This is a genomic window from Streptomyces sp. NBC_01716 (assembly GCF_036248275.1).
Classification (GTDB): domain Bacteria; phylum Actinomycetota; class Actinomycetes; order Streptomycetales; family Streptomycetaceae; genus Streptomyces.
In genome coordinates, this window is sequence record NZ_CP109181.1 from 4,576,049 (window position 1) to 4,589,718 (window position 13,670).

Genomic DNA, 13,670 nt, shown 5'->3' on the forward strand with positions numbered 1-13,670 from the left:
ACGGGGCGGTGGCCGGCCGCCCGCAGGCTCCCTGTCCCGTACGCCCTCGCACGACCCCGCATGGCTGGATCTCGCTCATCACTGGCTCACTCCGGGCCCGTCGAGCGGCCCGGCGGCTCGACTCATTGTGGCCGGACACCCTGAAGGCTATGGTCTTATCTGAGAGAGTCACCTTATTTAAGAATGGAGTGCCATCGTGTTCATCGCTGAGGCCACGGACAGCGTGTCCATCGCTCCGAGCTGGGACCGCACAGCGGCGGCGGAGACCCGCCGACTGGGAGAGGTGCCGGCCGCCAACGTCGGCGACGCGCTGCAGCGGATGACCGTCATGGACGGCGGCATCCGGCTGTTCACCGAGCACGCCGCGCTGCTGGGAAACGCCCTCACGGTGAACGTGCGGTCGGGTGACAACCTCGCCATCCACCGGGCGCTGGACGAAGCCCGGCCGGGCGACGTCCTGGTCGTCAACGGACACGGGGACATGACCCGCGCGCTGGTCGGCGACCTCATCGGCGAGATCATGGTGAACGCCGGGGTCACCGGCGCGGTGGTCGACGGCGCCATCCGCGACGTCCAGGCACTGTCCGAGATGGGCCTGGCCGTCTACGCGCGGGCGATCACCCCTGCCGGCCCTTTCAAGAACGGGCCCGGCACCATCGGCGCCCCGGTGGCGGTCGGCGGCGTCGTGGTGGCCGCGGGTGATGTGCTCGTCGGTGACGCCGACGGCGTCGTCGTCGTTCCGCGCCGGCGCGTGAAAGAGGTACTCGACGCGGTCGGCGGGATCGTCGAGAAGGAGGAGCTGCTACGGCGGCGCATCCTCGCCGCGCGCCCCGACCGGGCGGCGGTGGCCCGATGACCGCGATGTCGCCCGCCATGAAGCCCGCGTTCCGCGTCGAGGAGCTGCGCCGCGGTTCGCGGCGCCCGGCCCTCGCCCCGGCCCCGCCGGGAGCCGTCTCCCTCGCCATGGGTGAGCCGGACTTCCCGACACCGCAGCCGGTGATCGAGGCCGCCGCGGCGGCCCTGCGCGACGGGCACACCCACTACGCCGACCAGAAGGGCCTGCGGCAGCTGCGCGCCGCGCTCGCCTCCGGGCTGCCGGCGCACCCCGGCCGGACCTGGACCGCGGACGACGTCGTGGTCACCCACGGCGCCACCGCCGCGCTGGCGGCGGTCGTGCTCGCGACGGTCGGCCCCGGCGACCACGTGGTCATACCCGAGCCCGCCTACTCGCTCTACGCGGACCTGGTCGTCCTCGCCGGGGGTGAGGTGGACTTCGTCCCGCTCGCCCCGGACCTGCACTGGGACCTCGACGCGCTAGCCGCCGCGCTTCCCGGCGCCACGATGATGATCTTCTCCAATCCGTCGAACCCGACCGGCATCGTGCACAGCGAGCAGGAGCTCAAGGCCCTCGGAGAACTCCTCGACGGCTCCGGCGTCCTGGTCGTCAGCGACGAGGCGTACCACCGGCTGGTCTACCCGGGGCACGCGTTCACCTCGGCGCTGGCGGTCGAATCGCTGCGGGACCGGACCGTGTACGTGCAGACGTTCTCCAAGACGTACGCGATGACCGGCTGGCGGGTGGGCTACCTGACCGGGCCGCGCGAGGTGGTGGACGCGGCGGCCCATGTGCACCGGACCCTCAACGGCTCGCTGAACACGGCGGTCCAGTACGCGGCCCTCGCCGCCCTCGATCTGCCGGACAGTGTCGTGGACGCCATGGTCGACAGCTACCGGCGGCGCCGCGAGCTGGTGGTCGAGCAGTTGTCGGGCGTCCCCGGCCTGCACCTCGTTCCGCCGGAGGGAGCGTTCTACGGGTTCCTCCGCTACGACGCCGGCCGGGACTCCGAGGCGGTCGCCCGCGAACTCGCCGAAGGGAAGGTGATGGTCAGGGCCGGCGCCGAGTACGGACCCTCGGGCGAGGGGCACATCCGGATCTCGTTCGCGGCCTCCGAGGACGACCTGCGGACGGGGCTGGCCCGTATCGTCCGGCACCTCGGCGTCGCGAGATCCGGATGAGGCCGGGCATGCGTACCGCGTACCGCATACGCCGAAGTGGTCGAACGCACCTCACTTGGGAGGCGATACCCTTTGCCTGCACTTCGATGAGGCGGGGGAGGCCCGTGACCGATCAGCAGGCCGACCCACGCGGGGGGCGCAAGCTGCGCAGCGACACCCGCCGCAACCGCCGGCGCCTCCTTGAGGCCGTCGGCGAGCTCGCCCGGGAGTCGCCCGACCAGCTCACCATGCAGGCGGTCGCGTCCCGCGCGGAGATCGGCCCGGCCACCGCGTACCGCTACTACTCCTCGATGGACGACGTACTCGCGGCTTACGTGCTCAGCGTTGTCGAGGAACTCCGCGACTTCAGCGAGGAGTCGACCGCGCAGGGGCGACCGCTGTTCGACGCCGTCGTGGACAAGTGGGTCGACCTTCTCGCCGAGCACGGCCCGGCGCTGGTGCGGCTTCGATCGCGACGGGGCTACCTGGAGCGGCTCCACAACGGGAACGAGATCATCACCGCCCTGCGGGACGGCTGGACCGAGCCGGTGCGGGGACTGCTCGACGACCTCGGCCTCCCGGCCGAGATGCTCGAATACGCCCTGTTCCTCAACAACATGATCTTCGATCCGCGGGAGATCCAGGACCTGTTGCAGGAGACGGGTCTGTCCCGCCGGGAGGTCATCACCCGGCTGTCCGAGGCCTACCGCGGCGCACTGCGCGGATGGGCGCGGGCAGGCTGACCGGCCCGCTCCCGGGGTCTGTCGTCCGGATCCTGCCGGACACTCCCTAGAGCCGGCGCGGGACCGCTTCACGTACGTCGGCCGCTTCGCCGTCGGTCGGCATGGCTCGGCCATGCCTTTTGCCCCGTTTCACAAGGGCACCTTCATCCCACCTCAGCCCGCCCCGTTCCCCGGGATCTGACAAACGGGACCCAGCGAAAAGGGGCACTCCTCACCTGATCCGGTGTAGGCATTAAATGATACGCTCCTCTCAAATTGTAGGAGCGTCTACGTACCACCTCGACAAGGAGGTCACGGTGGCAACGCAAAAGGTAGAGTGTGAATCGGCCGAATCGGCCAGTTCAACCGTACGAGCGGGTGAGCTCGTCGTCGGGTTCATCGACAGCGGTGAGGGTGTGCCGCTCGTGCTCGTCCATGGCGGCGAAAGCGACCGCACCCAGTTCGCGACGCTTCGCGCGCGACTCGGCGCGGGGATACGGGCGATCTCCTACGATCAACGCGATTCGGGGATCACCGTGAACCCGCCGGTCCCGTACTCGCTGGAGGTCCTCGCCGACGACCTCGTCGCCCTGCTGGACGCGTTGGGGCTCCGGCGCGCACATCTGCTGGGCACCTCCTTCGGCGGCGCCGTCGCACAGCACGCCGCGCTCCGGCATCCCGAACGGGTCGCGTCCCTCACCCTGGTCGCCACCACGCCGAGCTACGCGATGGGCGGCGAGGCGGTCGACGAGCTCCTGAACATGACCCACGACCAGCGGCGGAACGCGGTCGCGGACTTCTTCTTCACAGCCGAGAACCAGGCCGAGCTGCACGCCCGGCCCCAGACGCTCACCGCCCGTGATCCCGAGCAGAGCGCCCGTCGGCACGCTGTCGCCCGACAGCACGAGGTCCGGGACCGCCTTGAGCGGATCGCCGCACCCACCCTGGTCGTGCACGGCACGGCGGACCGGCTGGCGCCCTACGCCGGCGCCGTCCTGATGGAGGAGCGGATTCCGAACGCCGAACTGCGTTCGATCGAGGGCGGGCGACACGGGATCGCGGTGGAGTTCGCGGACACGATCGCCCGCTGGGTGCGCGAGTACCTCGGAGTGAAAGCGGCATGAGCGGCACGGCGTACACCCACCTGCGACATGTCACCCGTTACGGCGTCGGGCCGCGGCCCGCGCGGCCGCGCAGCCATGACTGACGCCGGCCGCGAGGTCGCGAACCGGATGGCCGAGGCGGCCCGCGCGTGGCTGGACTCCCTGGACGCGGACCAGCGCGCGGTGGCCGTCGGACCGCCGCCGGGCGCCGACGGCGCGGCCGAGGCCGAACGCACCAGCTGGTACTACACCCCCACCGACCACGGCGGCCTGACGTTCCACCAACAGCGCCCCGCCCAGCACCGGTTGGTGATGCGGCTGGTCGCGAGCGGACTGTCCGAAGCCGGGTACAACACCGTCGCCACCGTGCTCGGCCTGGAGAATGTGCTCGACCACGTCGAGGGCTTCTCGGTGAACTGGGGGCGGGAGCGAACTCGCGACCCGAGCATGTACTACCTGCGGGTCTTCGGTGAGCCCGGCGGACCGCGGCCGTGGGGATGGCGGTTCGGCGGCCACCACGTCTCGCTCAACAACCTCGTGGTGGACGGGCGGGTCGCCGCCACCACCCCGTGCTTCATCGGCGCGGACCCTGCCGTGTCTCCCCTGCTGGGCGGCGAGAAGCTGCGCCCGCTGGGGACGGCCGAGGACCTGGCCCGCGAGCTGGTCCGCTCCCTGCGCCCCGAGTCCGCCGCCCGCGCGCTGCTGCTGCCCCGCGCCCCGAACGACGTCGTGGCGGGCAACAACACCCGTGTCGACGACCGCGTGCTGAAGCGCGCCGAACTCTGGCGCCCCGGCGGGCACATCCCGGACCGCGCCGAGCACCCGGCCACCGGCCTCGACGGTGCGAACCGGCGGGCGCTGGCGCTCACCCCGACGCCCAAGGGCGTGCCGGGCGCCGAACTCGACGCCGGGCAGCGGGAGTTGCTGCGCACCCTGCTCGGCACCTACCTCGACCGCGTACCGGACGGGGTGTCCCCGCTGCCCCGCTACGACGACCCGGCGGCGCTGGACGCCGTGCACCTCGGCTGGGCCGGCTCGACCGCGGCGGGCGAACCGCACTACTACCGCCTGCACGGGCCGCGGCTGCTCATCGAGTGGACCAACATCCACCGCGGCGTCAACCACGCGCACGCCGTGTGGCGGGACCCGGAGACCGACTTCGGCGGCGATGTCCTGGCCGCCCACCACGCCGCCCACCACGCGCCGTAAGCCCTAGTTGCCAAGAGCAGCGCCGTAAGCCCCACGCACCCAGAGCCACCACCTGCCATACGAACGGAATGTGACAGACATGGCCGGTCCGAAACCGACACCGACCGACGGCACTCCCCCGCACACCTCGCGCCCCACGCTGCGCGGATCCTTCGGCATGTGCGCGTCGACGCACTGGCTGGCCTCCGCGACGGCCCAGTCCGTACTGGAGCGGGGTGGCAACGCCTTCGACGCGGCCACCGCCGGCGCCTTCGTACTGCACGTGGCCGAGCCCCACCTCAACGGGCCGGGCGGCGATCTCGTCGCCGTACTCGCCACCGCCGGCGAACCGTCGCCGCGCGTGCTGGCGGGACAGGGGCACGCCCCACGGGGAGCCACGATCGAGCACTTCCGCGCCGAAGGGCTCGACCATGTCCCGGGCGCGGGTGCCCTCGCCGCCGCAGTCCCCGGCGCCGTCGACTCCTGGCTCTGGCTGCTCGCCGAGTTCGGTACGTGGGAGCTCGCCGACATCCTGGCCTACGCGATCCACTACGCCGAGCGCGGAGTTCCGGTCGTACCTCAACTGGCGCGAGTCCTCGGCACCGTTGAGGACCTCTTCCGTACGCACTGGCCGACGTCGTACGCGCAGTGGGTGCCCGGGGGACGGGTCCCGCGGCCGTACGACACCCTCGTCAACCCCGCCTACGCCCGCACCCTGCGCCGGCTGAGCGGCGAGGGCGAGCCGGGCGCCGGGGGCAGCGCGGGCACCGTGGTCACCGCGGGTACCGGTGGGACGCGAGCCGTACGGATCGACTCGGCGCGAAGCGCCTGGCGCACCGGGTTCGTGGCAGCGGCCGTGGCCGAGTCCGCGGCCGTACCGCATCGGCATTCCTCGGGCAGCGACCACGCCGGAGTGATCACCGCGGCCGACTTCGCCGACTTCCTGCCGTCCCTGGAGCCCGCGGTCACCGCGGAGTTCCGGGGGATCACGGTGGCGAAGGCGGGCCTGTGGTCCCAGGGGCCCGTGCTGCTCCAAGCCCTCACCATGCTCGACCACTTCGACGACGAGCGGATCGATCCGTCGACCGCAGGCGGCATCCACACCATCACCGAGGCCCTGAAGCTCGCCATGGCCGACCGGGAGGCGTACTACGGGCATCTGGATCCGGCGGACGCGGAAGCCGTCGTGCGCCGACTGCTGTCCCCCGGGTACAGCAAGGAGCGCGCCGGTCTGATCAGCGCCAACGCGTCAACGGAATTCAGGCCCGGCGACATCGGCGTCAGCCCGTACATACCACCGCTCGTCACCCGTGGGCACGCCGTACAGGCCGACGGCGTGGGCGAACCCACCGTGCAGCAGACCGGGGAGACGCGCGGCGACACCTGCCACATCGACGTGGTCGACCGCTGGGGGAACATCATCTCCGCGACACCGTCGGGGGGTTGGCTCCAGTCATCGCCCACCGTGCCGGGTCTCGGTTTCGCGCTGGGCACCCGGCTCCAGATGACCTGGCTGGACCCGGCCGCGCCGTCGCGCCTGACGCCGGGGCGGCGGCCTCGTACGACGCTGACTCCGACCCTGCTGCTGCGCGACGGCAGCCCCGTGGCCGCGCTGGGCACACCGGGCGGTGACCAGCAGGACCAGTGGCAACTGATCTATCTGATACGCACGTTGGCCCTCGGGATGGATCCGCAGGAGGCGATCGACGCACCCGCGTTCCACACCACCGCGCTGCCGAGCTCGTTCTGGCCGCGGACCTGGACGCCGGGCGGGCTGGTGATCGAGGAACGGGCGGACGAGGCGGTCATCCACGAGCTGCGTGAACGCGGTCACGACGTGACCGTCTCCGGACCGTGGAGCCAGGGCCGGCTGTCGGTCGTCACGCGTGATCCGGACAGCGGCGACCTCCGGGCGGCGGCGAACCCGCGCGGTGCCCAGGGTTACGCGGCAGGACGATGAACGGCTCCGCGGCGGGCACCGGTACTGGCAGCGCTAGCGGCGGTCGGAGAAGCAGCCGTCTTGTACGACGGCGGGTGACGCCGCTCGGTCTGATGCTCGCCCTCACCTTCGCGACGGGCGTGGTCGACGCCGTCGGATACCTGCGCCTTGACCAGGTGTTCGCGGGCAACATGACCGGCAACGTGGTCATCCTCGGGATGGCGGCCACGGGCGGGACGGACCTGCCGGTGCTCGGTCCGTCCGTCGCGCTGGTGTCCTTCCTCGTCGGCGCGGCCGTGACCGGGCGGGTGCTGCGCACCGCCGCCCCGGGCTGGACCCACCGGTGCACGGGTCTGCTGGGCGGCGCCGGACTGGTCCTGGCGGCCACGGCGCTCGTCCTCGGCGTGACGGGGGTGGGTGATCCCGGCACCCGCGCGTCGATGGCGGCGTCGCTCGCACTCGCGATGGGGGCGCAGGCGGCGACGGCCCGCCACCTGGCGGTGAAGGACGTCACCACCGTGGTCGTGACCTCCACGCTGACCGGTCTCGCTGCGGACTCCCGGCTGGGAGCGGCGCGCGGTCAAGGGGCAGGGCGCCGAGCCGCGGCCGTCACGCTCATCATCGCCGGTGCGGTCGCCGGTGCGGCGCTGTGCCAGGTGAACGAAGGTCTCGCGGTGGCGTCGGCGGCGTTCGTCGTGCTGGCCGTGACCGTCCTCGGCCACGCGTCGGCTCGCCACCCGGCGGCGACCACAACTCGACTGTCCACGCCCCCCCGCTACCCCGCCACCGAAGGCCCGCGCGGGCGGCAGCACACGTACCCCCGCGTAAGGAGGCAGCACCAGGCGTACCGCAGACCCCTTATGCCCCAGCAATGACGGAAAGGACGCATATGACCACAACCTTGGCTCCCCCGGTCCCCATCGGGAAGGCCGCTGTCGGGGCCCTCGGCATGCTGGCGGTCGCCACCGGTGCCCTGGAGTCGGTGGTGACACCGACGCTCCCGCTCCTGCAACGCGAGCTGGACATGAGCCCGGCCGAAGGGGCGCTGCTCAGCATCGTGCTCCTCATCACCGGCGCGCTGATCACACCGGTCGCCGGCAAGTTCGGCGACCGCTACGGCGGGAAACGGGTCCTGATCCGGCTGATGGCGGTGGTCTGCGCCGGCGGTCTGGTCTCCGCCCTGGCGCCGAACCTGCCGGTGCTGCTGCTCGGCCAGGTACTCCAGGGGGCGATGGTGGGCGCGCTGCCCCTGTCGTTCATCCTGGTCCGAAAACACCTTCCCGAGGGTGAGTCGAAGGTCGCCATCGGGGTGGTCAGCGGGCTGTTCGTGGGTGGCGGGATGGCGGGAACGCTGTCGGCCGGGCCCGTGGCGGAACAGCTGTCCCGGCACTGGATGTTCGCGCTGCCGACGTTCGCGGTCATCGGGTCCACCGTGCTGGTGAGCAGGCTGATGCCGGAAGATCCGCCGGGCGGCTCGGACGACGGCGGGATCGACTGGCCCGGCCTGGCGCTCCTGAGCGGGACTCTGGTCACACTCATGCTCGTGCTCGCGCTGGCGCCCGACATCGCCTCGCGGCCACTGGTGCTCCTGGCCCTCCTCGGGGTCCTGGCCGCCTTCGTGTACGGATGGACAGCAGTCGAGCGCCGTGCGGCCTCGCCGATGGTCGATCTGCGCATGCTGGCGCGGCCCGCGGTGTGGAAGTCGTGTGTGCTGACCTTCGTCATATGCGTCGGTACCTCGGCGGCGGTCTATCTCGTACCGCAACTGTTCGCGGTGCCCTCCGACGAGTACGGATTCGGGGCCGGCGCCACCGCGATCGGCTTCTTCCTGCTGCCCGGCGCCGTGGCCGCGTCACTGGCCGGGCCGATCGGCGGGATCGGGGCGCGGCGGTTCGGCTCGCGTGCCGTGGTGATCGCCGGGGTCGTGATCATGGCCTTCGGCCTGCTCGCCATGGCGGCCGTGCACACCGAGAGCTGGCACCTCGTCGTCGGCAAGGCGCTGGTCGCGCTCGCCAACGGCCTGTGCGTCACGGCACTGGTGACCACCACCGCCACATCCGTCGACCAGAACGACACCGGCATCGCCACCAGCCTGGTCCTGGTGACCCGCGTGATCGGCTTCGCCGTGGGTGTGCAGCTCAGCGGTGCGCTCCTCACCGCCGCGACCCCCGCCGGGTCGGACGTCCCTGCCGAATCGGCCTTCGTCACCGGCTTCGTCATCGCCGGCGCCCTCACGGCGCTGTCCCTGCTTGTCGTCCGCACCATGAACAAAGGAGTCAAGGAATGACCCGTACCACGAGGAGGCGCGAGGTCCTGATCTCCGGGGCCAGCATCGCGGGTCCCACCCTCGCGTACTGGCTGAACCGTTACGGATACGAGGTCACCGTCGTCGAGAAGGCGGGCACACTTCGCAGCGGTGGCTACCCGATCGACGTACGCGGCACCGCACTTGAGGTCATCCGGAGGATGGGCGTCCTGCCGCGCCTGCGGGAGGCGCACATCGATCTGCGCCGGCTGACCTTCCTCGGCGGGGACGGCGGCCAGGTCGCCTCGGTCCACCCGCACAGCGTCACCGGCGGTGTCGAGGGACACGACCTGGAGGTGCGGCGCGGGGATCTGACCGACGCCCTCTACACGGCGGTCCGTGACGACGTGGAGTTCCTGTTCAACGACTCCATCGACACCCTCGTCCAGTCCGATCACGGGGTGGATGTCACCTTCCACGGGGGCGGCAGCCGTAGGTTCGACATGGTGTTCGCCGCGGACGGTATGCACTCACGTACCAGGGAGATGGTGTTCGGTCCCGAGGAGCAGTTCCACCGGTATCTCGGCTACTGCTTCGCCGTGTTCACCATGCGCAACACCTTCGGGCTCTCCCACGAGACGGTGATGTGGAACACCCCGGGCAGGGCCGCGGCGCTCTACGCCGTGGGGGACCACGACGACGTGCACGCCTTCCTCAACTTCGCCCGGCCGCAGTCGCCGTTCGAGGCGTTCCCGGACCCGAAAGCGCAACGGGCCCTGGTCGCCGACGTGTTCGCCGACGCGGGTTGGGAGGTCCCGGGCATGCTGGCCGCGATGCACGACGCGGACGACGTGTTCTTCGACGCGGTCAGCCAGATCCGTATGCCCCGCTGGTCCAGCGGCAGGGTCGCGCTGGTGGGCGACTCGGCGTACGCGCCCTCGTTCCTCACCGGCCAGGGCACCAGCCTCGCGCTGGCCGGCGCGTACATGCTCGCCGCTTCCCTGGCCGACCGTGACCACACTGCGGGCTTCGCCGCGTACGAACGCGACACCCGTGAGTTCGTGACCCTGAACCAGGGGCTGGTGGGCGAGGGCGGCGCCACTCTCTTCCCGACCACGGCCGAAGCCCTGGAACAGCGCAACGAAAGGCTCCGCGGCCTCCGCGCCATCCCCACCCCGGAGGGCCGCCCGGCCCACTCGGCACTCACCCTGCCGGAACCGACGCCCACGGCGTAGGCCGGGCGTCGCGGGATCCACCGACTCCGCTCGGTTTCAATAGCGCCGTTGCCCGAGCGGAAAATCCCCGGCCACCCCACAAGGGTGGCCGGGGACACCACACGTCGAAGGCCCGCCAGCGCTGGCGTCGGCGGGCCTTCGACTATTGCCCGGTGAGATGAAGGGCTGCGGGTACGAGATTCGAACTCGTGAGGGGTTGTCCCAACACGCTTTCCAAATGTTCGTCCGGGGGTCCGGGGTAGGTCATCAGCATCCTGACCTGCGCCGGAATGAAAGGCGGGGCGCCCGGTGAACCATGTAGAGGCTCTTCTTGAGCCCGGAAAACGCCTCTATGCGGGTGCCGTTAAGGCGGTAGACGTGGTCGGTACCGACGAAGTCGATGCCATGTATGCGGTGCTCCTCATCTCGCGGCCTGGCCGTGTTGGCGTGGACATCGTGCTGGAAGTGGCGCCGCCCTTGTTCCTTGGTCAGGTACTGAGCGGTGGGTTTGCCGCCTCCGGTGAAGGCCGTGAGCGTGGCTGCTTCCGTCCGTGCCAGCACGACGCTGAACCAGGCAAAGGAGTCGGGCAGTACCTGGAATCCGGGGACGGTCGCCTCTCCGCGGTCTGCGGGCCGCGCGACGTCCGCCATACGGTTCTCCTGCTCCAGGGCGAGGTCCAGGCCGGCTTCTGATGTCTCTCCGGACGGGCGGAGGACGGTCGTGCCCGGCGCCTCCAGGATGTGCCCGGCAAGGCTCTCCGTGGTGGGGATCTCGGTGCCGATGAGCAGGTACGGGACTGCGCCGTAGGGCCCGATGTGCACGGACTCAACGTGGGCGCTGGCCGTACTGAGCTGCTTCTGCACCTGATGAACGCTGCTGTGGGTGCCCTTCGAGGCGAGGAGGAGGACCTTGGACGGCTGCCCTGGTTGCCAGGCTTCGACGAAGAAGTGAGGCCGCCGCTGTAGTGGCTCCGGGCGAGCGCCGATACCGGTGCTGCGCAGGGTCCAGCCGGCCTTCAGGGCGACGTCCGCCGGGATCACGGAGACCGAGTGGTCGGGGTAGCGGGTGCAGATCGGCCGAGCTGACAGAAATTCGAGGGGCGGAGAGTCCACCCGTCGGGTTCTAGGAGGCGGTTCAACACCTCCACGCGCCGCAACGACTGGTCGATGTCGGACATTACCTCTGGAGGGATTCAGCACGCCACGTCGCTGAGGCACCGGCTGACACGATCAGTCCCATGCCGACGATCACCGGTGCGGAGAGACTTTCGGCGAGGGCGAGGGCTCCGACCAGTGCGCCCATCACCGGGTCGAGGGAGAACAACGTCGCGACCACTCTGGCGGTGGCCATCTTCACGGCTTGGAAGTCCAGGGTGAAAGCGAGGGCCACGCCGACGGCGCCGGAGACGGCGACCATGCCCCAGTCGGACCCGTTCACGCCTGGAGCGGCGGGTACGGAGAAGGGGAGCAGCAGGGTCGCCGATATGCAGACCGACAGGGTCAGTCCCTCCAACCCGTTGGAGGCTCGGCCCACGCGCTGCGCGAAGACGGTGTAGCAGGCGAGGGCCAGCGCCGAAAGCAGTCCGAAGGCGATGCCGGCCCATTCGACCGTCCCGCCCGGCCCCGTGACCAGGACGACGCCCGCCAGGCCGACTGCCGGGAGGAGTGCTTCCCGCCAGGCGCGCGCCGAGGCGACCGCAACGACGAAGGGCCCGAGGAACAGCAGCGTCGCCGCCACGCCGAGCGGGAGGCGGCCCAGCGCGCAGTAGTAGGCCACATTCATCACGGCCATCGACGCGCCGTAGACGGCCATGCCAGCCCATTCTCGCCGCGTGTGGCCACGGACCCTGGGACGCACCAACACCATCAGGACGAATGCCGCGCAGAGCTGCCGCAGCCCGGCGACGGCGGGAGCGCCTAGTCGTTCGAAGAGTGTCGAGGCGAGTGCTGCTGACGCTTGCACGCTAAGACAACTGACGAGGACCAGGCCCGCGCCGAGGAGCGCTCGGGCAGGGGCAGGTCTCGTGCAGGTCAGTACATTCACGTGCGCACCTCTGGTCGGGAGCAAGAGGCAGCCGACCCTCTCACCTGACTGAAACGACCGTTACACTGTAACGCTCGTTATTGTGGACCGCATGGAACAGGACATCGCCGAAGCCACGGTCCGAACGTCCGCCAGAGACCGGCTGCTGGACGCCGCCGACGAGCTCTTCTCCCGGGACGGCATTGCCCTCACCAGCGTCGATCAGGTGCTGCACCACGCCCACGTCGCCCCCGGCACGCTGTACGCGCACTTCAGCGGAAAGGACGGTCTGATCGCAGCCGCGCTGCGCCGACGCCTGGACCGCTGGGAACGGATATGGCAGGAGGCCGTTGACGCCGCGGCCACGCCCGCCGAGAAGCTCCTAGCCCTCTTCGACGCGGTCTCCACCTATCGGTGCCTGTACACCCCGGGCCGTGGGTGCGCCTTCCTCGCGACCAGCACTGAGCTGCCCGACCTCGACCATCCCGCCCGCGCCGTGATCACGGCAGAGTCCACGCTCCTCCTCACGCGGCTGAACCAGTTGGCGGAGACCGTCACCACCGACGATCCCGCCGCCCTGGCGGGCGACGTACTGCTCGTGTACGACGGAGCCATGGCCGGCCTGCTGCGAGGGCGGACACCAGATCCCCTTGGCCATGGCCGTACGCTGGCAAGTCGCCTGATCCAGAACGCGATCGAGGCACATCAAGACCGCGTCTGACCGGTCAGTTTGCGGAGCCGTTCGTAGCAACACAGCGCGGCACCGAGGCCGACGAAGGCAAGGTAGTTCCTGGGTCGCGTTCAAAGCGGTGGTTGAGTGCGGTAGCCGGTCAGCCAGGACACGATGCGCTCGGTGACCCACCGTCGACGCACCAACCGTTCGCTGGACTCGATGCCCTTGTGGGAGGTGCGGACGCCGATGCGTTTGCCCCATAGCCATTTCCGCAGATGGGTAAGGCCCGCCGGCGCACCCGCTGGCGGGCCTTCGACTATTGCCCGGTGAGAGCAATGGCTGCGGGTACGAGATTCGAACTCGTGAGGGGTTGCCCCCAACACGCTTTCCAAATGCTCGCCTGAGGGTTCGGGGGTGTGCGGGAACGGTCTGACCTGCGGTGTGACCGGAGTGGGCATCGCTTGTGAACGGGGCCGTACGTCGGCGAATGCAACCAGAACTGCAGCCATGACTCAGCGAGTTCTGGCGCTTCAATAAAGCTCGGGCGATCTCCGACGGCGGCGTCCAC

12 protein-coding genes and 1 pseudogene are annotated in these 13,670 nt (G+C 70.5%); 10 read left to right on the forward strand and 3 right to left on the reverse strand.

Annotated elements, in window-relative coordinates; all coding sequences use genetic code 11:
• Positions 1 to 196 precede the first annotated feature (196 nt).
• The 9 genes from OIE74_RS19970 to OIE74_RS20010 all read left to right on the forward strand — a co-directional run bounded on the left by OIE74_RS19970 (position 197) and on the right by OIE74_RS20010 (position 10,427).
• On the forward strand, positions 197 to 856 hold the full coding sequence (locus tag OIE74_RS19970; RefSeq protein ID WP_329385469.1) for an RraA family protein: 660 nt from the start codon (positions 197 to 199) through the stop codon (positions 854 to 856).
• Entirely contained in the window at positions 853 to 2,016 is a 1,164-nt protein-coding gene (locus OIE74_RS19975) for a pyridoxal phosphate-dependent aminotransferase (protein ID WP_329385472.1), read from the forward strand. Before OIE74_RS19970 ends, OIE74_RS19975 begins: the two co-directional genes overlap by 4 nt.
• A gap of 104 nt (positions 2,017 to 2,120) precedes the next feature.
• The gene (locus OIE74_RS19980) at positions 2,121 to 2,738 is read left to right on the forward strand and encodes a TetR/AcrR family transcriptional regulator (RefSeq protein WP_329385475.1); all 618 of its coding nucleotides are present in this window, start codon (positions 2,121 to 2,123) and stop codon (positions 2,736 to 2,738) included.
• 296 nt (positions 2,739 to 3,034) lie between these two features.
• On the forward strand, positions 3,035 to 3,841 hold the full coding sequence (locus tag OIE74_RS19985; protein WP_329385478.1) for an alpha/beta fold hydrolase: 807 nt from the start codon (positions 3,035 to 3,037) through the stop codon (positions 3,839 to 3,841).
• Between the two features lie 75 nt (positions 3,842 to 3,916).
• Positions 3,917 to 5,029 carry a DUF3500 domain-containing protein gene (locus tag OIE74_RS19990; protein ID WP_329385481.1) on the forward strand — a complete coding sequence of 371 codons (1,113 nt, stop codon included), beginning with the start codon at positions 3,917 to 3,919 and terminating at the stop codon, positions 5,027 to 5,029.
• Positions 5,030 to 5,108: 79 nt separating this feature from the next.
• Complete coding sequence (locus tag OIE74_RS19995) at positions 5,109 to 6,968, forward strand: gamma-glutamyltransferase family protein (RefSeq protein ID WP_329385484.1); 1,860 nt, start codon at positions 5,109 to 5,111, stop codon at positions 6,966 to 6,968.
• A gap of 74 nt (positions 6,969 to 7,042) precedes the next feature.
• Positions 7,043 to 7,822, forward strand: a complete 780-nt coding sequence (locus OIE74_RS20000; RefSeq protein ID WP_329385488.1) for a YoaK family protein — start codon at positions 7,043 to 7,045, stop codon at positions 7,820 to 7,822.
• A gap of 14 nt (positions 7,823 to 7,836) precedes the next feature.
• Positions 7,837 to 9,234 (forward strand): MFS transporter, encoded by a 1,398-nt coding sequence (locus tag OIE74_RS20005; protein ID WP_329385490.1) that lies wholly within the window; start codon positions 7,837 to 7,839, stop codon positions 9,232 to 9,234.
• Positions 9,231 to 10,427 (forward strand): FAD-dependent monooxygenase, encoded by a 1,197-nt coding sequence (locus OIE74_RS20010; RefSeq protein ID WP_329385493.1) that lies wholly within the window; start codon positions 9,231 to 9,233, stop codon positions 10,425 to 10,427. Before OIE74_RS20005 ends, OIE74_RS20010 begins: the two co-directional genes overlap by 4 nt.
• A 246-nt stretch (positions 10,428 to 10,673) precedes the next feature.
• Here the strand turns inward: OIE74_RS20010 and OIE74_RS20015 are convergent, their stop codons facing one another.
• Together OIE74_RS20015 and OIE74_RS20020 are read right to left on the reverse strand one after the other, a co-directional pair.
• Entirely contained in the window at positions 10,674 to 11,519 is an 846-nt protein-coding gene (locus OIE74_RS20015; RefSeq protein ID WP_329385495.1) for a hypothetical protein, read from the reverse strand.
• 64 nt (positions 11,520 to 11,583) lie between these two features.
• Positions 11,584 to 12,219, reverse strand: a complete 636-nt coding sequence (locus OIE74_RS20020; RefSeq protein ID WP_329385498.1) for an EamA family transporter — start codon at positions 12,217 to 12,219, stop codon at positions 11,584 to 11,586.
• Positions 12,220 to 12,541: 322 nt separating this feature from the next.
• Here OIE74_RS20020 and OIE74_RS20025 point away from each other — a divergent pair, with 322 nt between their 5' ends.
• A complete protein-coding gene (locus OIE74_RS20025; RefSeq protein ID WP_329385500.1) occupies positions 12,542 to 13,150 on the forward strand; it encodes a TetR/AcrR family transcriptional regulator in 609 nt (202 codons plus the stop codon).
• Here the strand turns inward: OIE74_RS20025 and OIE74_RS20030 are convergent.
• Positions 13,135 to 13,377, reverse strand: a pseudogene (locus OIE74_RS20030) (IS5/IS1182 family transposase); the annotation flags it as partial. The gene OIE74_RS20025 and the pseudogene OIE74_RS20030 sit on opposite strands and share 16 nt — an antisense overlap.
• Positions 13,378 to 13,670 lie beyond the last annotated feature (293 nt).

What these genes read in the sequence shown, in the direction of transcription:
- OIE74_RS19995 (WP_329385484.1), top strand. Translation starts at nt 5,109, where the DNA reads ATGGCCGGTCCGAAACCGACACCGACCGACGGCACTCCCCCGCACACC.
- OIE74_RS20025 (WP_329385500.1), top strand. Translation starts at nt 12,542, where the DNA reads ATGGAACAGGACATCGCCGAAGCCACGGTCCGAACGTCCGCCAGAGAC.
- OIE74_RS20005 (WP_329385490.1), top strand. Translation starts at nt 7,837, where the DNA reads ATGACCACAACCTTGGCTCCCCCGGTCCCCATCGGGAAGGCCGCTGTC.
- OIE74_RS20010 (WP_329385493.1), top strand. Translation starts at nt 9,231, where the DNA reads ATGACCCGTACCACGAGGAGGCGCGAGGTCCTGATCTCCGGGGCCAGC.
- OIE74_RS19975 (WP_329385472.1), top strand. Translation starts at nt 853, where the DNA reads ATGACCGCGATGTCGCCCGCCATGAAGCCCGCGTTCCGCGTCGAGGAG.
- OIE74_RS19990 (WP_329385481.1), top strand. Translation starts at nt 3,917, where the DNA reads ATGACTGACGCCGGCCGCGAGGTCGCGAACCGGATGGCCGAGGCGGCC.
- OIE74_RS20020 (WP_329385498.1), bottom strand. Translation starts at nt 12,219, where the DNA reads ATGGCCGTCTACGGCGCGTCGATGGCCGTGATGAATGTGGCCTACTAC.